Origin of the sequence: Pseudomonas sp. BF-B-15 (assembly GCF_019946675.1) — a bacterium.
In the GTDB taxonomy this organism is placed as follows: Bacteria; Pseudomonadota; Gammaproteobacteria; order Pseudomonadales; family Pseudomonadaceae; genus Aquipseudomonas; species Aquipseudomonas migulae.
Genome location: NZ_JAGYFZ010000011.1, coordinates 1 through 21,456, shown reverse-complemented (window position 1 = coordinate 21,456; position 21,456 = coordinate 1). Strand labels below are relative to the sequence as shown.

General features: G+C 61.9%; 19 protein-coding genes and 1 pseudogene. 10 read left to right on the top strand and 10 right to left on the bottom strand.

What is annotated here, in order from left to right:
• Positions 1-81: 81 nt before the first annotated feature.
• Positions 82-1,398 carry a contractile injection system protein, VgrG/Pvc8 family gene (locus KGA97_RS05615; RefSeq protein WP_223480350.1) on the top strand — a complete coding sequence of 439 codons (1,317 nt, stop codon included), beginning with the start codon at positions 82-84 and terminating at the stop codon, positions 1,396-1,398.
• A complete protein-coding gene (locus KGA97_RS05610) occupies positions 1,395-2,180 on the top strand; it encodes a DUF4123 domain-containing protein (protein ID WP_223480349.1) in 786 nt (261 codons plus the stop codon). Before KGA97_RS05615 ends, KGA97_RS05610 begins: the two co-directional genes overlap by 4 nt.
• Here KGA97_RS05610 and KGA97_RS05605 read toward each other — a convergent pair.
• Positions 2,174-3,523, bottom strand: a complete 1,350-nt coding sequence (locus KGA97_RS05605) for an MATE family efflux transporter (RefSeq protein WP_223480348.1) — start codon at positions 3,521-3,523, stop codon at positions 2,174-2,176. The genes KGA97_RS05610 and KGA97_RS05605 overlap by 7 nt on opposite strands.
• 164 nt (positions 3,524-3,687) lie before the next feature.
• A complete protein-coding gene (locus tag KGA97_RS05600; RefSeq protein ID WP_008031285.1) occupies positions 3,688-3,981 on the bottom strand; it encodes a hypothetical protein in 294 nt (97 codons plus the stop codon).
• A gap of 270 nt (positions 3,982-4,251) precedes the next feature.
• On the opposite strand from KGA97_RS05600, the gene KGA97_RS05595 reads away from it, so the two are divergent.
• From KGA97_RS05595 to KGA97_RS05580, 4 genes are read left to right on the top strand one after another with little or no spacing between them, the layout of a single operon-like run.
• The gene (locus tag KGA97_RS05595; protein WP_007951009.1) at positions 4,252-4,554 is read left to right on the top strand and encodes a MazG-like family protein; all 303 of its coding nucleotides are present in this window, start codon (positions 4,252-4,254) and stop codon (positions 4,552-4,554) included.
• Positions 4,554-5,303: a methyltransferase domain-containing protein gene (locus KGA97_RS05590; RefSeq protein ID WP_192226984.1), complete on the top strand. Its 750-nt coding sequence runs from the start codon at positions 4,554-4,556 to the stop codon at positions 5,301-5,303. The genes KGA97_RS05595 and KGA97_RS05590 overlap by 1 nt, the downstream gene beginning before the upstream one ends.
• Positions 5,304-5,315: 12 nt before the next feature.
• A complete protein-coding gene (locus KGA97_RS05585; protein WP_008038742.1) occupies positions 5,316-5,930 on the top strand; it encodes a DUF4136 domain-containing protein in 615 nt (204 codons plus the stop codon).
• Between the two features lie 54 nt (positions 5,931-5,984).
• Positions 5,985-6,542: a DUF4136 domain-containing protein gene (locus tag KGA97_RS05580; protein ID WP_008031292.1), complete on the top strand. Its 558-nt coding sequence runs from the start codon at positions 5,985-5,987 to the stop codon at positions 6,540-6,542.
• A gap of 150 nt (positions 6,543-6,692) precedes the next feature.
• Here the strand turns inward: KGA97_RS05580 and KGA97_RS05575 are convergent, their stop codons facing one another.
• The 4 genes from KGA97_RS05575 to KGA97_RS05560 all read right to left on the bottom strand — a co-directional run bounded on the left by KGA97_RS05575 (position 6,693) and on the right by KGA97_RS05560 (position 11,185).
• Entirely contained in the window at positions 6,693-8,681 is a 1,989-nt protein-coding gene (locus tag KGA97_RS05575) for a sensor histidine kinase (protein ID WP_223480347.1), read from the bottom strand.
• Entirely contained in the window at positions 8,678-8,860 is a 183-nt protein-coding gene (locus KGA97_RS05570) for a hypothetical protein (RefSeq protein WP_223480346.1), read from the bottom strand. The genes KGA97_RS05575 and KGA97_RS05570 overlap by 4 nt, the downstream gene beginning before the upstream one ends.
• Positions 8,861-8,975: 115 nt before the next feature.
• Entirely contained in the window at positions 8,976-9,830 is an 855-nt protein-coding gene (locus KGA97_RS05565; RefSeq protein ID WP_223480345.1) for a MaoC family dehydratase, read from the bottom strand.
• A 2-nt stretch (positions 9,831-9,832) separates the two neighbouring features.
• The gene (locus KGA97_RS05560; RefSeq protein ID WP_223480344.1) at positions 9,833-11,185 is read right to left on the bottom strand and encodes a 3-oxoacyl-ACP reductase; all 1,353 of its coding nucleotides are present in this window, start codon (positions 11,183-11,185) and stop codon (positions 9,833-9,835) included.
• Positions 11,186-11,446: 261 nt separating this feature from the next.
• On the opposite strand from KGA97_RS05560, the gene KGA97_RS05555 reads away from it, so the two are divergent.
• Both KGA97_RS05555 and KGA97_RS05550 read left to right on the top strand, forming a co-directional pair.
• Positions 11,447-12,724, top strand: a complete 1,278-nt coding sequence (locus tag KGA97_RS05555; protein ID WP_223435133.1) for an acetyl-CoA C-acetyltransferase — start codon at positions 11,447-11,449, stop codon at positions 12,722-12,724.
• Between the two features lie 202 nt (positions 12,725-12,926).
• Complete coding sequence (locus KGA97_RS05550) at positions 12,927-13,718, top strand: AraC family transcriptional regulator (RefSeq protein WP_192226990.1); 792 nt, start codon at positions 12,927-12,929, stop codon at positions 13,716-13,718.
• 119 nt (positions 13,719-13,837) lie between these two features.
• Here the strand turns inward: KGA97_RS05550 and KGA97_RS29540 are convergent, their stop codons facing one another.
• Positions 13,838-14,566: a methyl-accepting chemotaxis protein gene (locus KGA97_RS29540; protein WP_371850912.1), complete on the bottom strand. Its 729-nt coding sequence runs from the start codon at positions 14,564-14,566 to the stop codon at positions 13,838-13,840.
• A 129-nt stretch (positions 14,567-14,695) separates the two neighbouring features.
• A pseudogene (locus KGA97_RS29535) lies at positions 14,696-15,784 on the bottom strand (cache domain-containing protein); the annotation flags it as partial.
• Between the two features lie 444 nt (positions 15,785-16,228).
• On the opposite strand from KGA97_RS29535, the gene KGA97_RS05540 reads away from it, so the two are divergent.
• Both KGA97_RS05540 and KGA97_RS05535 read left to right on the top strand, forming a co-directional pair.
• Positions 16,229-17,122 carry a PA4780 family RIO1-like protein kinase gene (locus tag KGA97_RS05540; RefSeq protein ID WP_008038756.1) on the top strand — a complete coding sequence of 298 codons (894 nt, stop codon included), beginning with the start codon at positions 16,229-16,231 and terminating at the stop codon, positions 17,120-17,122.
• A gap of 159 nt (positions 17,123-17,281) precedes the next feature.
• Positions 17,282-18,532 carry an MFS transporter gene (locus KGA97_RS05535; RefSeq protein ID WP_223480343.1) on the top strand — a complete coding sequence of 417 codons (1,251 nt, stop codon included), beginning with the start codon at positions 17,282-17,284 and terminating at the stop codon, positions 18,530-18,532.
• Here the strand turns inward: KGA97_RS05535 and cueR are convergent.
• Positions 18,486-18,899 (bottom strand): Cu(I)-responsive transcriptional regulator, encoded by a 414-nt coding sequence (gene cueR / locus KGA97_RS05530; protein ID WP_008031313.1) that lies wholly within the window; start codon positions 18,897-18,899, stop codon positions 18,486-18,488. The genes KGA97_RS05535 and cueR overlap by 47 nt on opposite strands.
• Positions 18,896-21,289 (bottom strand): heavy metal translocating P-type ATPase, encoded by a 2,394-nt coding sequence (locus KGA97_RS05525; RefSeq protein WP_223480342.1) that lies wholly within the window; start codon positions 21,287-21,289, stop codon positions 18,896-18,898. The genes cueR and KGA97_RS05525 overlap by 4 nt, the downstream gene beginning before the upstream one ends.
• Positions 21,290-21,456: the final 167 nt, after the last annotated feature.

Genomic DNA, 21,456 nt, shown 5'->3' with positions numbered 1-21,456 from the left:
TCCTAAGTTGTACTTCGGCACTCTACTCGGCCATGTCTCTCGGCGAGAATCCCCGGCCGCCCCTCCTGTAGAGAATCGCCGATGTTCGATCCAGTCAACGAACCTTCATTTCGTCTGGATGTAGCCGGTCTGCCCGACCCTTTCGAAGTCCTGGCCTTTACCGGTAGAGAAGCGATCAGCGAGCCCTTTGTGTTCGATGTGGATCTGCTGATCAATGACCCGAAGCTGGACCTCGCGAGCCTGCTGTACCGCCCGGCCGTTTTGCATTTCGGGCCAGAGGGCAGCACTTTCCATGGCCAACTGCATGAACTGGTCCAGCGTGACCATGGCCCGAGCGTCAGACTTTGCCACGTGCGTCTGGGGCCGAAGCTTACGTGCCTGTCCCAGCGTTTCAGCCAGCGGATTTTCAGTACGTTGTCGGTGCCCGAGATCCTCAGCCAGGTGCTCAAGGAACACGGCATTACCGGTAAGGACCGACGCTTCGAATTGACTGGCGATTACCCGCCCCGTGATTTCTGCACGCAGTATCGGGAATCGGATCTGCAGTTTCTCCAGCGTCTGTGTGCCCAGGAACGCCTTCACTACCATTTCGAGCATCAGAGCGATGGGCATTGCGTGGTGTTCGGTGACGGCCACGGGCATTTTCGTCTCGGCGAAAACGCGGTGTTCGCGGTCGGGCAAGCTTCTCCTGCAGTGCGCCGGTTTCAGCTTCAGGCAGAGCAACGCACCGCGCAAAGTGCCGAAGGCTGCACGGACCTGCCGACGCTGCGCAGCGGTCAGTTGATGCCCTTGTCTGGCCATCCGGTCGCCGATTGGAATCATCTGTGGTTGCTGACCCATGTCGACCATCAGGGTAGTCAGGATCCATTGGTCCCGTACAGCAACCAGATCCGTGCGATTCACTGGGAGTTGCCTTTCGTCTCGCCGCATTGCGCGGTGAAACCACGGATGCACAGCCTGCAACGAGCCTGGGTGGTCGACGTCGATGAGCCTCGGCCCGATCCTTCCAGACCGATTGCCGTGCAGTTTGACTGGCTCTATCAGGGCGAAGGCGCGACGCCCAGTCATTGTTGGCTGCCGTTGGCGGCTGAGCTGGAAGGGCCGACCGCCTCGCCGCTGAGCGAAGGGACCGAAGTGGTGGTGAGCTTTATCGAGGGCGATCCGGATCAGCCGCTGATTTGCGGGTTTCTTCACGCGCCGTCGTCGCTCGAAGAGGTTGAGGAGCCCAGCCCGACTGAGGACGGATCACCCCATGACGGCTTGCTGGAACTCCTGCGCTCGGGCGAGCCCTTGGTGGTGTTGTGCCTGTTGCCCGGCGGCGGCAGCTTCAGTCACTGCCCGCAGGCGCTTTGCACCTGTCGGGCGGCGACGCTGTTTGGCCAGAGCGGTGCGGCATGATTGGCGCAACCCCGCAATGGCTGTTGCTGGATGTCCCGAGTGCAGCCCAAGCGAGCGCAGCACTGCATCAGGTGTTCGCGCAGGCCCAGTGGTTCTGGTTGTTCGAGGGCACCGAATTGCAGGCGCTGCGCGAAGACGGCCCGGTACTCATTGACCTTCGAACGTGCCCCGCACTGGCCGAGTTGTGCTACAGCCAAACGCAGGTCTGGCGTGGCTTGCTGATCGTCAGCGAGGTGTCGTCCTCACAGTTGCTGGAGCATTTGCGCCGCATGCTCATCGTCTCTTGCGGGCTGCACCATCGAGCCTTGTTGAGTTATTACAACCCGAACACGGCCAGTTACTTTTTCGATGCCTGTGATGCCCGGGAATTGAGTCGCTGGCTGGGCCCGATCAGCCAGTTGCACTGGTTCGGCGGGTCCTGGGCCGATCGCGCGATCGGCAGCGAGGGCTGGCAACAGTTGCTCAACCCGGGGCTCGCCGTCAGCCCGCTGGCGGTCGAAGAAAGCCTCAGCCCTCGACAGCGCGAAACCCTGCAAACCTGCCTGCTGGAGCAGCATGCCTGGCACTGGAGCCAATCCATCGGGGCCGATTTCAGCAGCCTGTGGTCCCATGTGCAGGAAGGGCTGGCGCTGGGTTTCAGCGAGCGGCCGGTGCTTGATGGCTGGTTATGGCTGCGCCTGCAGAACCCCCGAGCTTCGCTGGTGCAGCCGTTGTCGGGGCTTACGCAGCAGGAGCGTCTCGATAGCCTGCGCAAATGCTGGCAGAACAATCAGCCTCAATGAGCCCGGCCCGCGAACCAGCCATCGTTGTTGCGCAGCACCCAGGCGATTGCGCCGAGGGTCACGCTGCGCAACACCATGAACAACAGGAAAGTTATCCACAGCCCGTGGTTGCCCAAACCTTGCAGCGCCCAGGCGAACGGTAGCAACAGGATCACGGTCAACAGCATGCCGTTGCGCATCTCCCGGGCGCGGGTTGCGCCGATGAACAGCCCGTCGAGCAAATAGCTCCAGACCGCGATCAGCGGCAGGGCGGCGAGGTAGGGCAGGTAGACGAACGCCGTGTCGCGTACGTTCTGAATGTCGGTCTGCATCTCGATGAACAAGTGCCCGGCAAACAGGAACAGCACGGCAAACCCCAGGCTCGCCAACAACGACCATCCGCAAGCGACGACCAATGAACGGCGCAGGGCGTCCCGGTCGCGGGCGCCAATTGCGTGCCCGCACAGCGCTTCCACGGCATGGGCCAACCCATCGAGCGCGTGGGCCGTCAGCAGCAAACCATTGAGCAGCAACGCGTTGGCGGCGACCGTGGCGTCACCCAGCCGCGCACCTTGTACGGTGATCAGGAAAAACACCGATTGCAGCAACAGGCTGCGGATGAAGATGTCGCGGTTCACGGCCAGGAGTGGTCGCCAACTCTGCCACAGCGCCAACGCGGCCCAGGCGATGTGACCGGGGTAGGCGCGCAGTGCCTTGCGGGTCATCAGCAGGCCGATCAGCGCGCCGGTCCATTCGGCGATCACCGAGGCCCGGGCCGCACCGACCACGCCCCATTCCAGGCCGAGGACGAACCACAGGTTCAGTGCAATGTTGACCAGGTTGGTGCTCAGTAAAATCGCCAGCGGCGCCCGGGCGTTTTGCGTGCCGAGGAACCAGCCGACCAACGCGTAACTGGCCAGCGCCGCAGGCAGACCGAACAATCGCGTGTGGAAGAATTCGCGGGTCAGTTGATCCAGTTCCGCCGAAGGTTGCATGAAGTGCAGCGCGACACCGCTCAACGGAATGCCCAGCGCACCCAAGGCAATGGCCAGCCCCATGGCCAGCAACAGGCCTTGCAACAGGATCTGCCGCAACGCCGCGCCATCCCCGCGTCCGGCGGCCTGGGCGGCAAACCCGGTGGAACCCATGCGCAGAAAGCCCATGGCCCAGGCGAGAAACGTGTACAGACTGGCCCCGACCGCGACTGCGCCCAACTGATGGGCGTGGGGCAAGTGACCGATCACCGTACTGTCGACCAGCGCCACCAGCGGCACGGAAATGTTCGAAAGAATCATGGGCGCGGCGAGCGCCCAGACCCGGCGATGGGTCGGGCGGTCGCGCCAGTCGGCAATCAGGTTGGACATGCAGGCTCCTTGGGGAGCGGGCATTGTAGCGATACATCCGAATCCGCAGCGATCGAATGTAGGAGTGAGACCGGCTTGCCGGCGATGGTGTGTCAGCCGACACCTGCGTAGCTGACACACCATCGCCGGCAAGCCGGTCTCGCTCCTACAGGAGATTGGTGGTGTCAGTGGATTATCCAGCTAAGCAACCACAACCCCAGCAGCAACCAGATGATCCCCATGATGATCGACGCATTCATGAACGCCCGGATCGCCGACCACAACAGCATCAGCCCCAGGATCAGCGCAATGATACTGATGATCGACGTGTCCATGCCCAGCGCGCTGGACAACCCTTCGACGAAGTTGCTACCGGCGTTGCTCAACTGATTGAACAGGCCGCTGAGGGCGTCAACGATAAAACGGATGACCGAGCCGAGCGCCTGGCCGAGCCATTCGAAAAAACTGTCTACCTGCATGTCGTTAACGTCCTGATGTAAGTGGTTGAGCCTTGGGCCAGTCATCGCAGCGCCGAGTTCCCCGATACGGCAATCGTATGAGTATGACGCAAGATTCTGCTTCGTTGATGCACTTGTAGGAGCAGAGCTTGCTCGCGAAAGCGGTGGAACATCCAACATAAATGCTGCCATTTACACCGCCATCGCGAGCAAGCTCAGCTCCTACAGGAGCTAACGCCACTTGCCATCCCCGGCCATCCCCCCGAAGCTATACGCCTTCAGGAGAGCCCGATGAACCTTGTTGAACTGACCGAACGCCTGCACGCCATCCGTGACCGCAATGACTGGCGGCAATTTCACAGCCCGAAAAACCTGGCCATGGCCGCGAGCGTGGAAATGTCCGAGCTGGTGGAGATCTTCCAGTGGCTGACCGAAGACCAGTCGCGCCAGTTGCCGGCGGACAAACTCGCCCATGCCGGGCAGGAAGTCGGCGACATCGTGCTCTATCTACTGCTGCTGTGCAGCGAGTTGGGGTTGGACATGAATGAAGTGGTGCGCAGCAAACTCGCGGACAGTGAACGGAGGTTCAGCTGATGAGCGACCGTCATTTCGATCAACTGGCAACCCGCTTCGCCGAAAAGATTTACGGTGGCGCCAAAGGTGCGATCCGTCTGGCGGTGCTTCAGGCCGACCTGGCGGAGACCCTGCCGGACCGCCCCTTGCGCGTACTCGACATCGGCGCCGGCCTGGGCCACATGTCGTTGTGGCTGGCCCAGCGCGGGCATGACGTGACACTGGCCGAACCTGCCGAGCCCATGCTTGAAGGGGCGCGCCAGCGCTTTGCCGATGCAGGCCAGACGGCCACTTTTATTCAGGCGCCGTGGCAGGACCTGCTCGGTCAGCTCACCGAACCCTATGACCTGGTGCTGTGCCATGCCGTACTGGAATGGCTGGCCGAACCCCACGCGATTCTGCCGGTACTGCATCAACTGACGAAGCAGGACGGCTGGTTGTCCCTGGCGTTTTACAACCGCGATGCACTGATCTACCGCAACCTGCTCAAGGGCCACTTCCGCAAAATGCGCAAGAACGACATGGCCGGCGAAAAGCAGAGCCTGACGCCGCAACAGCCCCTTGATCCGCGTGAATTGGCGGTGCAACTTGAAGGTCTGTGGCAGGTCGAAACCCAGAGCGGGGTGCGTGTTTTTCACGACTACATGCCAGTGGAATTTCAGGCTCGCGCCGAACTGGTGGACTTGCTTGAAATGGAGCTGGCCCACCGGCGTCACCCAAGTTTTGCCGGGCTTGGACGCTACCTGCACTGGATCTGTCGGCCGATCTGATCGGAGCGCGAAATGAAACGTCGTACCGGGTTACTGGTGATCTGTCTGGGATTGGCTGCCTGCCAGGGCAGCAACCCTTATGTGGCGACGTCCAACCCCTTGCCGCCGGCACCGCCCGAGGCCGCCAACACGTTCGACCGCAGCGCCTATCCGGCCCCGCCGCGTGACTATGGCCGCTACCGCAGTTGGGCCTGGCTCAATGGGCAACTGCCGCCGGGTTCGGCGTGGGCGGACTCGGCGCAAGTCGCCGAAGCCGTGAGCAACGCCCTCGATCAGCGCGGCTTGCGCCCGCTGCACGACAATCGTCCGGCGGACCTGTTCGTCAGCGCCAATCTGCATCTGGAAACCCGCTTGCGGCAGGTTCAGGACGACTACGGTTACTACGGCGGCGGGTATGGCGGCTACAACCGCTACGGCAGCGGTTATGGCATGTACAACACGGTGCCGATCGTTCGCACCTATTCGGAACAGGTCGTGGTGGTACAGGTGGACATGTTCGATGCTCAAAGCGGTCAACCCGTCTGGAGTTCGAGCGCCGAAACCAGCAACAAAGGCAGCCAGAGTGCACGCGCCGATGCCATTCGGGAGGCTGTGGAAAAGGCCATGTCGGCGTATCCTCCTAGTTAGCTTCTGCAAAAAAGAAGCGTTTCACAGGTTCATGTCTTCAATCGGAGAATCATCATGTTCCGCCGTCTCGTTTTACTGGCAGTGGCCGCGCTCCTGACAGCCTGCGCCGCCAACCAGGTCAATCATGACTTCGACGCCAGCCGCGATTTTGCCGCCTATCGCAGCTGGAGCTGGAAAGACCCCGCCCTGCAATATCGCCCCGATGACCCACGGATCAAGAGCGACCTGACCGAACAGCGCATCCGCCAATCGGTGGCCGATCAGCTGGACCAGCGTGGCCTTCGTCCTGCCGCTGCGGGCAAAAAGGGTGATGTGAGTGTGCAAACCTACCTGATCGTCGAAGACCGTCAGCAACAAGTGACCACCAACTACGGCGGCGCTTGGGGTAACCCGTGGAATGGCTACTGGGGCGGGCCGATGTACAACGAAACCCGCAACATCAGCTACAAAGTGGCGATCATCCAGATCGACCTGCTCGACGGCAAGGACGGCAAACTGGTGTGGCGCGGCAGTGACGAACAAATCCTCAGCCGCACGCCGAACCCGTCGGACCGCAGCACAGCGATACGTGAGACGGTCGGGCGGATACTCGCCAATTACCCACCCAAATAAACACCACATCCCCTGTAGGAGCGAGGCTTGCCCGCGAAGGAGTCGCTTCGGTCATTCAGTTAGACCGAGTCGCCTCATTCGCGGGCAAGCCTCGCTCCTACAGGGGGTTTTGTTGTCTGGGCTGGCAGTTGGCAGCCAGAAAGACAAAGCCTATCCGGTGATCCGATCATCTACAGCTATCGGCAACTCGATACAGAACCGAGCGCCCTCGGCCGAGTTGCTCGCACGCAGTGTTCCCCCCATGTTCTCGACGATGCCAACGCTCACCGACAACCCCAGCCCCGTACCCACACCCACCGGTTTAGTGGTGAAAAACGGTTCGAAAATCCGCTCCAGCAACTGCGGATCGATACCGCCACCGTTGTCCTCGACCCACAGTCGCACTGAATGCTCGTCATGTTCGGTGTGCAGCGAAATCCACGGTTTGAAATCCCCATCCGTTTCGCATTTGCTCAGCAATGCATCCCGCGCGTTGACCATCAGGTTAATCAGCACCTGTTCCAGCTGATCGACATTGCCACGCACCTGAACCTGGAAACCGGTCTCGCTGACCCTGAGCTCGACGCCTTTGCCTCGCAACTCCTCGGCCAGCAGCGACAGCGTGCCCCCGATGGCGTCAACCGGATTGAAGGGATGCTGCTCGGCCTCCGAGCGGCGACCGAACACCCGCATGTGATCGACCACCCGCGCCGCACGCTGGACCTGGGCATCAATGCGGTTGAGTTTGTCGATCAGGTATTCGACCTGCACTTCACCGCTGTCCAGGCGCTTGAGCACGTTGACGATGGCCAGACGCATCACGTTCAGCGGCTGGCTGATTTCATGCGCCAGGCCCGTGGCCATTTCGCCAAGGGTGGCCATTTTCGCGCTCTGGGCAGTCGCGGCGTCCTGTTGCTGGTTTTTGATGTCGCTGATGTCGAGCATGAAACCCACCAGCCGCCGGTCTTTGCCGACGCCCATGGCTTGCCCTTGCAGGCGATACCAGGTCGGCGTGTCGGGGTGATGCAGGCGCACGCAGAGCAATAAAGGTGTGCCGTCGTCCTGCAAGTCTTGCAGACGACTGCGCAACGCTTTGCGGTCGGCAGGGTGGACCTGCTCGAGCCAGGCGTGCAGGGGCATGCGTGTGCTGATCAGGTTCAGTGTGTTGGCCAGCGACGACGCCAATTGCACCTCGGCGCTGTCGCTGAAAATTTCCCACCATCCGCTGCCGAGCAAGGCTTGCAGCGATTCCAGTCGCTCCAGTTGCAGATGATGCTGATGCTCGCGCAAACGCTCCAGCAATGGCCCGGCGAGCGCGGCGGCGAGCTGCAACCAGTCGCGCTCTCCGACGTCGGGTGCACGTTGTTGCACCGGGTAAAAACCACAGAGCAACCACGCGACCACGCCTTGCGCATCGTGGTAAGGCACCGCAAGCCCTTCGGCATTACCGAAGAGGCTGTGCAGGCGCGGGTGCTCGCCGAGGGTCAAATGCTGCGGGGCGGAGCCGTTCAAACTGTCGAGCCCGGTGCCCAGGCGTTGACCGTTTTGCCACAGCCGGGGCGCATCAAAGGCCGCGTAATGTTGGTGGATCTGCCAGCCGTCTTCCTGTTCATCCAGCAACGCCACGGCCATGCACGGGATTTGAAAACGCCGCGCCAGATGTTGCAGTTGTTCCAGCAGTACGTCGGGCAGGCGCGCCAGACTGCACAGGCGCAACTGGTCGCCGATCTGTGTCGCGAGCAACTGGCAGAGTTCGCGGCTGCGCGCTTGCCGGCGTTCGTACAACAAATCGCCGATGTCCAGTAACTGCAACAGCCAGGCATCGGCCAACGGCTGCACCCAGCCGCGCAGGTGCAAGGGGTGCCCGCTGAGGCTGAAAAAGTCCAGATCCAGACTTTGTCCTTGCCAGTCGGCCGGTGAGCCTTGGACGGCGAGGCTGCTGTGCGGCATGAGGTAATCGTGTAGAAGCGGCGCCTGCGCGGCGGGGTGCTGCTGGGCCAGGCCATGGCGCAGCGGACCAGCCAGATGAATGACCCGGCCTTCGGCGTCCAGGCGCATCTGTAAGCCGACACCTGGCACGCTCAGGGCGCTGGGGACTTCCGGTGGCGGTGGTGGATGGCGGTTGAGCAGACGCCCGAACAGCTTGTCCCCGGAACTCAAAGTTGCAGGCTCGAACGGGCGGCAAGGGGCGCCGGCAGATCAGGGAGCTTCAATATCCCTTCCACATAAGTGGCGCGGGAGAGTATGAAATTCAGCTCGGCGGGAATCCAGTCCAATTGCCGGCTCGGTCCCGTGGTGGCCACGGCATTTGTTTGCTTGCGGGGGAGGTTTGTTTTCATGAGTGCGTCTACCCTGACTATCACTATGTAATGTCAGCATAGAATCATTCAGCCAAAACGGACGTTTTTTACCCGATACAGTGCTTTGTCCTACTGATCTGGCTGATGCGAACGATCAGGCAACCGGCTGCCAATGCCCGGCCATATGCTCCAGATCACCTGCGCCCAGCAGCTGAAAATCACCACTGGACCCCGCCGCACTGGCGAGCAGTGTCACCTCGCCGGGCAGGCGTACCGGTTTGCGAAACTGCACGGCAATCTCGACGTTCGCCGTGGGCAAATGATCGGTAAGTGCAGCCAGCGTTCGCGCCTTGTTCCATAACCCATGGGCAATGGCCGTCGGGAAGCCGAACAGTTTGGCGCTCACCGCACTCAGGTGAATCGGGTTGTAGTCGCCGGACACTTTGGCGTATTGCCGACCGATGTCCGCCGGCGCTTTCCAGCTGGTGACTTCGCTCAACGGCAACGTCGGGGCCAGCACTTCCTCGACCGGTTCGCCTTCGAGTTTGACCCCGCGACAGAGCATCCGGCTCTCAGCTTCCCACAACGGCCCCAACTGATCATCGAGCGTGGTCAGCAGCTCGAACGTCGCCCCCTTCGCATGGGGTTGCAGATTCTGCACCTGCACGCTGATGCGCGCGCGGTTCACGCCGCCCATGGGCCGCAAGACGCGAATGCGGTTGCTCAGGTGAATCAGCCCCAGCAGCGGAAACGGAAAATCCCTGGCGGTCAGCAGTTGCATCTGCAGCGCGAACGCCAGGATGTGTGGATAAGTCGGCGGCAACAAACCGTTGTCGGCAAACCCGCAGACGTTGCGATAGGCCGCCAGGCGTTTCGGGTCAACATCGACCCAGCAACGCAAACCCGCATCGGGCAGCGTGGTGCCGGTGATCTTGCGGCGCGTAGCAGCCTGCACATACAACCCAGGCAGGCTCGGTTCGCGGTTGAGTGTGTGCCAATCGGTGATCATCGCTAAGCCCCCAAGACACTTTGTCCACAGACCCGCAGCGCTTGCCCGGTGAACGCACCGGTGCCAGGTTGCGCCAGCCAGGCCACCGCTTCGGCAACGTCCTGCGGCAAGCCGCCCTGGCCCAGCGAACTCATGCGCCGGCCGGCCTCACGCAAGCCAAAGGGAATGTGCGCGGTCATCTGTGTTTCGATGAACCCCGGAGCCACCGCGTTGATGCTGATGCCGCGCTCATTGAGCAACGGCGCCCAGGCCTGGGCCAGACCGATCAAACCCGCCTTGCTCGCCGCGTAATTGGTTTGCCCGCGATTGCCGGCGATGCCGCTGATGGACGCCAGCAGAATCACACGGCCGTTATCGTGCAAGGTGCCGCTGTCGAGCAGAGCCTTGGTCAGCACTTGTGGTGCATTGAGATTGACCGCGAGCACCGCGTCCCAGAATTCCGGGGTCATGTTGGCCAGGGTTTTATCGCGGGTGATGCCGGCGTTGTGCACCACGATATCGACGCCGTCAGGCAACTGCTCGATCAACTGCGTGGCGGCGTCTTCGGCGCAGATGTCCAGGGTGATGCTGCGTCCGCCGAGGCGTGCGGCGAGGGCGTCGAGATCGGTTTTCGCCGGTGGCACGTCGAGCAGGATCACGTCGGCGCCGTCACGGGCCAGGGTTTCGGCAATCGATGCTCCGATGCCCCGCGCCGCGCCGGTGACCAGCGCCTTGCGCCCCGACAACGGACGCGTCCAGTCCGTCACGGGCGTGGCGCAGGGGTTCAGGCGAATCACTTGCCCGGAGACGAACGCACTTTTGGGCGAAAGGAAAAACCGCAGCGGGCCTTCCAGTTGATCATCGGCGCCTTCGCCGACGTGGATCAGTTGCAAGGTGCCGCCACTGCGCAGTTCCTTGGCCAGCGAACGACTGAAGCCTTCCAGGGCTCGCTGGGCGCTGGCGGCAAACGGATCGCTCAACGTCTGCGGCGTGCGTCCGAGAATGACCAGGTGCGCGCAGTGATCGAGGTTTTTCATCAGCGGCTGAAAGAACTCGCGCAGTTGCTTGAGCTGATCGGTTTGCACCAGATGACTGGCGTCGAACACCACCGCCTTGAGTTTCGGGCCGTGGCCGGGAATCCACGCGGTGGCGATCGAAGGTTCGCTGCCGTAGCTGTAAATCGCATCGGTCAGGCGGTTGGCGAAGGCGCTGACTTTTTCCGCCAGCGGCCCGCCGCCGATCAGCAGCGCCCCCTCGACAGGCCGTAGCCGGCCCGCCTGCCAGCGTTCCAGCCGAACCGGCGACGGCAGCCCCAAGGCCCCGACCAGACGATGGCCGATGGATGAATTGGCGAAGTCGATATAGCGGTCAGACATGGAACGCGCTCCAGCAGCTGGGGTTCAAAGTGTGGACCACGAATGGCAATCAGTCGTTCGATCCACGAGATAAGGCCTACGCTTGGGCAATGCAGATTGGTTTTATCCCGGGATTTTGTAGCGATGCAATCCCTGTAGGAGCCGGCTTGCTGGCGATAGCGGCGTGTCAGCTACATTGATGTCGACAGACCTACCGCCATCGCCAGCAAGCCGGCTCCTACAGGGGGTGGCGCGCATTTGGATTTTCATCAGGAGCTTTTTATGACTCAGCTGCGCCGCGTCGCGATCATCGGCGGTAACCGGATTCCCTTTGCACGCTCCAACGGGCCGTACGCCACCGCGAGTAACCAGGCGATGCTCACCGCCGCACTCGAAGGCCTGATCGAGCGTTTCAACCTGCACGGTTTGCGCATGGGTGAAGTGGCGGCGGGCGCGGTGCTCAAGCATTCCCGGGACTTCAACCTGACCCGCGAATGCGTGCTCGGCTCACGGCTGTCGCCGACCACGCCGGCCTATGACATCCAGCAAGCGTGCGGCACCGGGCTGGAAGCGGCGTTGCTGGTGGCGAATAAAATCGCCCTGGGCCAGATCGAGTGCGGCATTGCCGGTGGCGTCGACACCACGTCCGACGCGCCCATCGGCATCAACGAAGGTTTGCGCAAAATCCTCCTGCAAGCCAACCGCGCCAAGACCACGGCCGACAAACTGAAAACCTTTTTGCAGCTGCGACCGGGTCATCTCGTCCCTGAATTTCCGCGCAACGGCGAACCCCGCACCGGCCTGTCGATGGGCGAACACTGCGAACTGATGGCGCAGACCTGGAACATTGCGCGCGCCGAGCAGGATCAACTGGCGCTGGAAAGTCATCAGAAAATGGCGGCCTCCTACACCGAAGGCTGGCACAACGACCTGATGACGCCATTCCTCGGCCTGACTCGCGACAACAACCTGCGCCCGGACCTGACCCTGGAAAAACTTGCGTCGCTGAAACCGGCGTTCGAGAAAAGCGCCAAAGGCACGCTGACCGCCGGCAACTCGACGCCGCTCACCGACGGCGCGTCGCTGGTGCTGCTGGGCAGTGAAGAATGGGCGAAGGAACGTGGCTTGCCGATCCTTGCGTATTTGCGCGATGGCGAGGCGGCGGCGGTGGATTTCGTCAACGGTGCCGAAGGGCTGTTGATGGCGCCGGTGTACGCGGTCCCGCGTTTGCTGGCGCGCAATGGCCTGACCTTGCAGGACTTCGATTACTACGAAATCCACGAAGCTTTCGCCGCTCAAGTGCTCTGCACCTTGAAGGCCTGGGAAGACCCTGAGTACTGCAAAACCCGCCTCGGCCTCGACGCGCCACTGGGCTCCATCGACCGCAGCCGGCTCAACGTCAAAGGCAGTTCACTGGCGGCAGGGCACCCGTTTGCAGCGACGGGCGGGCGCATTGTCGCCAATCTGGCCAAGCTGCTCGACGCCGCAGGCAAGGGCCGGGGGCTGATCTCGATTTGCGCGGCGGGTGGGCAGGGCGTCACCGCAATCATCGAACGCTGATTCGCCGGGGTGTACACCGAACCTGTAGGAGTGAGACCGGCTTGCCGGCGATAGCGGTGTATCAGTCGACAAATTCGTGACTGACACACTGCTATCGCCGGCAAGCCGGTCTCGCTCCTACAGGGGGTTTGTGGTGTTGATTGGAGAGGTGACATGGCCTAACGTCCGCCTTATTAGCAACCTCGCGACACAAGGCCAGTCAATGCCGACTAACGGACAACAATCCCTCGAACGGACCATCCCGGCCCTGACCGTGTTGCCGCGTCCGTTGTACGCACGTGCCGAAAGCCTCAACGCCGGTTCATGGACGCCGTCTCACCGCCACGACTGGGTGCAATTCTCCTACGCCATCAGCGGCGTCCTCGGTGTGCACACCGCCGAGGGCAGTTTTTTTGCGCCGCCGCAGTGGGGGATCTGGATTCCGGCGGATCTCGAACATCAGGTCGTGACCTCGATGCGCGCCGAAATGCGCAGCCTTTACGTGCGTCGCGAGGATTGCCAATGGGCGGACGGCCGCTGCCGGGTGCTGGAAGTGACGCCGCTGGCGCGGGAGCTGATCAAGAGTTTTTGTGCGCTGCCGGTGGAGTATCCACAGGGCGACAGCCCGGAGGCGCGGCTGGTGAATGTGCTGCTGGATCAACTGGCGAATTTGCCGGAGGTCGGTTTCTCGCTGCCCCTGCCGCGCCATGAACGCTTGCTGGGCTTGTGCAACGAATTGATCGAAAACCCGGAACACAACGTGACCTTGCAGGAATGGGCACAACGATTGGGTACGTCGGAGAAGACCCTGATGCGCTTGTTCCAGCGTGAAACGGGATTGAGTTTTCGTGGCTGGCGGCAACGGATGCGGTTGCTGTCGTCGTTGAATTTGCTGGAGGCGGGGGACAGCGTGACGAATGCGGCGTTGGCGTGCGGGTATGACTCGACGTCGGCGTTTATTGCGGCGTTCAAGGGGTTGTTCGGGTTTACGCCGGGAGAGTTGTTTCGGCAGTGATGACGCCTTCGCGGGCAAGCCTCGCTCCTACAAAAACAGCGCAAAACCCTGTAGGAGCGAGCGGTGCGGCGATCCGACTTGCCCGCGAATGGCCGCGAAGCGGCCACCGAGGTTCTGGATCAGGTACGGAAACGGCGAACCAACCCATCCAGCTCATTCGACAACCCGGCCAGGCTCTGCGAGTCCAACCGCGCCGAGTTCGCCAGTTCTGCCACCAACTGCGCATCGCCATGAATCTGGCTGATGTGCCGATTGATGTCTTCGGCCACCTGATGCTGCTGTTCAGCCGCCGTGGCGATCTGGGTGTTCATGTCGCGGATCACGTCCACCGATTCACGGATCTGCCCGAAGCTGCTGCGCGCCTCACCGATGCGAGTCACCGACTGCTGGGACACTTCCAGGCTCGCATGCATCTGCTGAGTCACCTGGCTGGTGCGCTTGGCGAGGTTGCCAAGCAGGCCGTCGATTTCCGCTGTGGAGTCGGCGGTGCGCTTGGCCAAGGCCCGCACTTCGTCCGCCACCACCGCAAAACCGCGACCTTGTTCACCGGCCCGTGCGGCCTCGATGGCAGCGTTCAACGCCAGCAGGTTGGTCTGTTCGGCGATTGAACGGATAGTCCCGAGAATCGACTGAATGTCGTTGCTGTCGCGCTCAAGTTGTTGCATCGACTGCGCCGACTGTTCGATTTCCTGGCTCAGGCGATCAACGCTGGTCACGGCGGCATCAATCTGTTGCTGACCTTCGCGTGCCTGGCGCTGGCCACTGTCGGCCGACTCGGCCGCCTGGCTGCACGAGCGCGCGACTTCGTTGGCGGTGGCGACCATTTCGTGGAACGCGGTCGACACCATGTCCACGGCTTCACGCTGGCGTCCGGCCGCTTCGGCCATGTCGCTGGAGACCTGGGTCGAGCTCTTGGAGGTGGCGAGGATTTTGGTCGCGGCGCCGCCGATGCTTTGAATCAGGTTGCGGATCGCCGCCAGGAACTGGTTGAACCAGTTGGCCAGTTGCGCGGTTTCGTCGCTGCCACGGATTTGCAGGTTCTTGGTCAGGTCGCCTTCACCTTGGGCAATGCCTTCCAGGCCATCGGCCACACTGCGGATCGGACGCACGATGACGCTGGCGAAACTGGCGCCGACGACGGCGAAGACCACGGCCAGCACGGCTGCGATGATTGCGATCAACCAGGTCAGTTGGGTCGCGGTGCTCATCACATCGCTCTGCTTGATCAGGCCGATGAAGGTCCAGCCCAATTGCTCGGAAGGCCAGACGTTGGCCATGTAGCGCTCGCCATTGAGCTCGACTTCGACCAGGCCTTTGCCGGCCTTGGCCAGTTGCGCATAACCCTCGCCGAGGCTGCCCAGTGCCTTGAAGTTGTGTTCCGGTTGTTTCGGATCGACCAGTACGGTGCCGGAGTTTTCCAGCAGCATCAGGTAGCCGGTTTCGCCGAGCTTGATCTGTTTAACCAGTTCGGTGAGCTGTTTGAGCGACACGTCGATGCTGACCACGCCACCGTTGGTGCCCAGCTTGTTGTCGATGGTGCGTACGGTGCTGACGTAGGACGTATCATTTTCGGCCCAGTAATAGGCCTCGGTACGGAACGGCTTGCCCGGTTTGGCCTGGGCCGCCTTGTACCACGGACGCTGGCGCGGGTCGTAGTTGGCCAGCTTGGCATCGTCCGGCCACGACACGTAACCGCCGGCCGCAGTGCCGAGGATCGCGTAGGCGTAGGACGGATGGGCGTTGCCCAGGTCCTGCAGGAAGCCGAAGACTTTTTTGTCCGCCTCGCCTTGGGGAACGCTGGCGGCGTCGGCCTTCATGTAGGTCTTGAGGCTGTCGTCGGAGTTTGTGATCAGCGGTTGCTTGGCCAGGTATTCGACGTTCTGGCTGATGCCGTCGAAAAACAGTTGCATGGCATTGCTGACCTGACGGATTTCACGACCGCTGTTGTCGACGAACTCGTCCTTGGCATCACTGCGCAAGTTCAACACAACGAGGGTGGCGACCAGCACCACGGGCAGGCAGGCGATGATTGCAAACGCCCACGTCAACTTCTGTTTGATGTTCATCCGCGCTCCAGATTTTCTTGTAGGCCCACGCAGTGCAGATGACTCGCGGATTTATTGGCAGCCGTAAACGTTTTGTTGAACCCGATCCCTTGGGCACGCCATCGTTTTCTGTCGGAACGATCGTCGGACAATTCACTTTGTTACAGATGACTTCGGCTGCTAAAGGAGGAAATTGAGGGCTGTTGAAAAAAATCTTGCGAGCGGTAGGGACCGGTATGTCGGATTCTGTCGCAAATCCCCTCGCATCCCTTCTCCAACAAGTGCTGCCGGCTCGGCTATGATCCTTGGCGGTCGATGAGCATCGGCGGGTTTGCCGGGTTTTTTCGGCACATTGTGTGCATCCGCAACGTTCATAGGTCGGTAACCCCTCCCCCGAATGAGTGGATTGCCGTATAACGAATGACTTTCGCGTGTTTGGTAATAAAGGACCCACAATAAAAGCTGATGAAGACTCCAAAACGCATTGAACCCCTGATCGAGGACGGTCTGGTCGACGAGGTGCTGCGCCCACTCATGAGTGGTAAAGAAGCAGCTGTTTATGTGGTGCGCTGCGGCAACGAGTTGCGTTGCGCGAAGGTCTACAAGGAGGCGAATAAACGCAGTTTCCGCCAGGCGTCCGAGTACCAGGAAGGTCGCAAGGTACGCAACAGCCGTCAGGCTCGGGCGATGGCCAAGGGCTCCAAGTTCGGCAAGAAAGAAACCGAAGACGCCTGGCAGAACGCCGAAGTGGCGGCGCTGTTTCGTCTGGCCGGTGCGGGTGTGCGGGTTCCTCAGCCTTACGACTTCCTTGAAGGTGTGCTGCTGATGGAACTGGTGGCCGACGAGTACGGCGATGCCGCCCCGCGTCTGAACGACGTGGTGCTGGAGCCGGACCAGGCGCGCGAATATCACGCATTCCTGATCTCGCAGATCGTGCTGATGTTGTGTACCGGCCTGGTGCACGGTGACCTGTCCGAGTTCAACGTACTGTTGACGCCAACCGGCCCGGTCATCATCGACTTGCCGCAAGCGGTCGACGCGGCGGGCAACAACCACGCGTTCAGCATGCTGGAGCGCGACGTGGGCAACATGGCGTCCTACTTCGGGCGGTTTGCCCCGGAGTTGAAAAAGACCAAATACGCCAAGGAAATGTGGGCCTTGTATGAAGCCGGCACCTTGCACCCGGCCAGTGTCTTGACCGGCGAGTTCGACGAACCGGAAGAGTTGGCCGACGTCGGCGGGATCATGCGCGAAATCGAGGCGGCACGCCTGGATGAAGAACGCAAACAAGCGATACGCGCAGCAGACGATGCGCCACCGAGCAAAACCGAAGAACCGCCTCCACCGTGGATGCAGTGATCGGTTGACGAAAAACCCGGCTTCGGCCGGGTTTTTTGTTCGGGATGAAGACTCGGGACCGCGTCGTTTGGTTCGCGGGCAAGCCTCGCTCCTACAGGTTCAACGCTGTCCTTGTAGGAGCGAGGCTTGCCCGCGAAGACGTCAACCCAGGCAACCCAAATGTGTCATACCCACCACACTCAAGGACTGAATGTGAACACCTCCACCCGCAACGCCCGACTGATCATTGCCGCCCGTCTGGTCTCGGACTTCGGCGCGTTCCTCAACATGGTCGCCCTGGCCACCTACGTCTACCTGCTCAGCAACAGCGCCATGAGCGTCGGGATCTTCCTCGCCAGTCGCGTGGGCGGAGGGATTTTCGCCAGCCTGATCGGCACGAGTTTTTACCGCCGCTGGGCCGGGCGCCTGCCGTTGATCGCGTTCGACCTGCTGCGCGCCGGATTGCTGGGCCTGCTGCTGGTGTTGCCAGTCAGCCAGCAAGCGCTTTTGCTGCCGGTGATCGCTTTTGGCCTGGGCTTGGGCAATTCAATGTTCGCCATCGGCCTCAACAGCCAGTTGCCGCACTTGATCGATGGTGAGCAGTTGCTCAAGACCAACGCCTGGATCACCTCCGCATCGTCGGCGGCGATGGTCGGCGGAAGCCTGGTGGCCGGCTTGTTGGTGGCGGCGTTCGGCTTTGAAACAGTCTTTGCGCTGAACGTTGTCACTTACCTGCTGGCCGCGTTGTTCATCCTGCCGCTGCGGTTTGCCGGACCGTCTCCCAGTGCCGGGCCCGATCATGAACGAAGCGAATGGTCAGCGCTGCGCCAAGGGCTGCGCACCACACCGGTGGTGGCCGCGATGCTCGCGGTCACCATGGCCGATACTCTGGGCAGCGCTGCACACAACGTGGGTTTGCCGATCATTTCAAAACTGCTGACACCCGAATCGGCCAGCACCACGTTGGGCCTGATGCTGGCGGTCTGGGCCAGTGGAAAATTGATCGGCGCACGGATTGCCAGTCGCCTGAAAGGCTCGGACAACGTGAACCTGGAGCGACGGTTTTTCTTCGGCGTGTTGCTGATGTCCTGCGGCTTCATCCTGATGTTCCAGCAGCAAACGCTCTACGGTTTGTTGCTGTTCTCACTGCCGGCGGGGCTGGGTGACGGCTTCTCGGAAGTCGGCCTGATGTCGCGTCTGCAACGTGAACCGGACAACCTGCGCCTGCCGATTTTCAGCTTTCTGACGTTGCTGCAAATGACCGGGTTCGGCATTGGCATGCTGGTCGCCGCGCCGTTCTATTCATGGTGGACGCCCGGCGCGGTGGTGCTGTTGTTCCACGGCATTCCCCTCACCACCTTGTTGATGGTGAAGGTGCTCGCGATCAGGGGTGAGCGGGTACGGCGCAGCAACCCGACTCAAGATTTTTGAGGATCGGGCAGTCCGGGCGGTGATCGCCCTGGCAGTGCTCGACCAGGTCCTGCAACGTGTCGCGCAACTGACCGAGTTCAAGGATTTTCTGGTTCAGCTCGTCAATGTGCTGACGAGCCAGCGCTTTCACATCGGCGCTGGCGCGTTGGCGGTCCTGCCAGAGGGTCAGCAGTTTGCCGACCTCTTCCAGGGAAAACCCCAAATCACGCGAACGCTTGATAAAGGCCAGCGTGTGCAAGTCGTCGGCGCCGTAAACCCGGTAACCGCTGTCGGTGCGATGAGCCGCCTTGAGCAAGCCGATGGACTCGTAATAACGGATCATCTTCGCGCTCAGGCCACTTTGGCGGGCTGCTTGGCCGATGTTCATCGGTTGTCCTCCAGATCCTTGGGTTTCCAGGTTTTCAACAGTAACGCATTGCTCACCACGCTGACGCTCGACAACGCCATCGCCGCGCCGGCCAGCACCGGGTTGAGGAAGCCGAATGCGGCCAGCGGAATGCCGATCAGGTTGTAGACGAAGGCCCAGAACAGGTTCTGACGAATCTTCGCGTAGGTCTTGCGGCTGATGTCCAGCGCTGCCGGCACCAGTCGAGGATCGCCGCGCATCAGGGTGATGCCCGCCGCGTGCATGGCGACGTCGGTGCCGCCGCCCATGGCAATGCCGATGTCGGCGGCGGCCAGGGCCGGGGCGTCGTTGATGCCGTCGCCGACCATCGCTACCACGCCGGTCTTTTTCAATTCGGCGACAGTGGCTGCTTTGTCGGCCGGCAGTACTTCGGCGTGCACGTCGGTGATGCCCAATGCCTCGGCGACCACTTTGGCGCTGCCGCGATTGTCGCCGGTCAGCAAGTGGCTGCTGATGTGGCGGGCGCTGAGTTGTTGCACCGCTTGCAGCGCGCCTGATTTGAGGGTGTCACCGAAGGCGAACAGCCCCAGCACGGTCGGCGTGGGTTTTTGCTCGATCAACCAGGACAGGGTCCGGCCTTCGGTTTCCCATGCGGTAGCAGCGTCGGCCAATGGGCCCGCGCTCAACCCGTTTTCTTCCAGCAGGCGACGATTGCCCAGCGCCAGGCGCCGACCTTCGAGGTTGCCGGCAATGCCGCGCCCGGTCAGGGACTGGCTGTCGCTGACATCGGCCACGGTCAAACCGCGTTCGGCGCACGCATCCAGAACCGCCTTGGCCAATGGATGCTCACTGCCGCGTTGCAGCGCGCCGGCCATTTGCAGCAGGGCGGCTTCGTCACCGTCGATGGCGTTCAAATGGGCGATACGCGGTGCGCCCGAGGTCAGCGTGCCGGTCTTGTCGAACACCACCGCGCTGACTTCATGGGCACGTTCCAGTGCTTCGGCGTCCTTGATCAGAATCCCGTGACGCGCCGCCACACCGGTGCCGGCCATGATCGCCGTTGGCGTGGCCAACCCGAGGGCGCAAGGGCAGGCGATCACCAATACCGCGACGGCGTTGATCAGCGCGGTTTCCATCGGTGCGCCGTATAGCCACCAACCGATCAGGGTCGCCAGTGCGATCAGCAGCACCGTCGGCACAAACACCTGGCTGACTTTATCCACCAGTTTCTGGATCGGTGCTTTCGCCGCTTGCGCGTCTTCGACCAGGCGGATGATCCGCGCCAGTACGGTTTCCGCACCCAAGGCCTGGGTGCGAACCAACAAGCGACCTTCACCGTTGATGGCGCCGCCGGTGACCTTGTCGCCGGGTTGTTTCGGCACCGGCAGGCTTTCGCCGCTGATCAGTGCTTCGTCGGCATGGCTCTGGCCTTCGACCACTTCGCCGTCCACCGGGAAACGTTCGCCGGGTTTGACCAGCACCAGATCATTCAGGCGCAAAGCGCTGATGGCGACGTCCTGCTCGCGACCGTCGATGACTTGAATCGCCCGCTCCGGGCGCAAGGCTTCGAGGGCGCGAATGGCACTGGCGGTCTGGCGTTTGGCGCGGCTTTCAAGGTATTTGCCCAGCAGCACCAGCGCAATCACGACGGCGGAGGCTTCGAAATACAGGTGCGGCATGCGCCCGGCGGCGGTGGCCCATTCGTAGAGGCTCAAGCCATAACCGGCGCTGGTGCCGAGGGCTACAAGCAGGTCCATGTTGCCGGCACCGGCGCGCACCGCTTTCCATGCGGCCACGTAAAAACGGGCACCGAAGATGAATTGCACCGGTGTGGCCAAGGCGAATTGCACCCAGGCCGGGAGCATCCAGTGCACGCCGAACGGTTGCAGCAGCATCGGCAATACCAGCGGCAAGGCGAGGGCGATCGCCATGATCAACACCCAGCGTTCGCGGTGCAGGCGCTGATGTTGCGTGTCGGTTGACGGGTGTTCGACTTCCCAGACGCTGGCGTTGTAACCCGCCTTGGTCACGGCCGCGATCAGGGTTTGCGGATCGATCTGCCCGAGCAGTTCGAGGTGGGCGCGTTCGTTGGCCAGGTTGACGCTGACGCTCTTGACGCCGGGCACCTTGGCCAGCGCCCGTTCGACCCGACCGACGCAGGACGCGCAGGTCATGCCGTCGATGCTCAATTCCAGGCTCTGCTGCGGCACGCTGTAACCGGCTTGCTGCACCGCGTCCATCAACGCCGGCAGGCTGTCGCTGGGCGCTTGAACCCGCGCCTGCTCGGTGGCCAGGTTGACGCTGACCGCCGTGGCGCCGATGACTTTGCTCAAGGCACGCTCGACACGCCCGGCGCAACTGGCGCAGGTCATGCCGGCAATCGGCAGATCAAACGTGGTGGATTCGGACATCGGTCGCACTCCCTGTAGTAGATGCCTACAGGATCAACCTTGCCATGCTGGCAAGGTCAAGCGCAAAGATTGGCGTGGTGATCCTCTGTAGGAGCGAGGCTTGCCCGCGAAGGCGTCGTATCAGTTGACAAGGATGTGTCTGAAATACCGCCTTCGCGGGCAAGCCT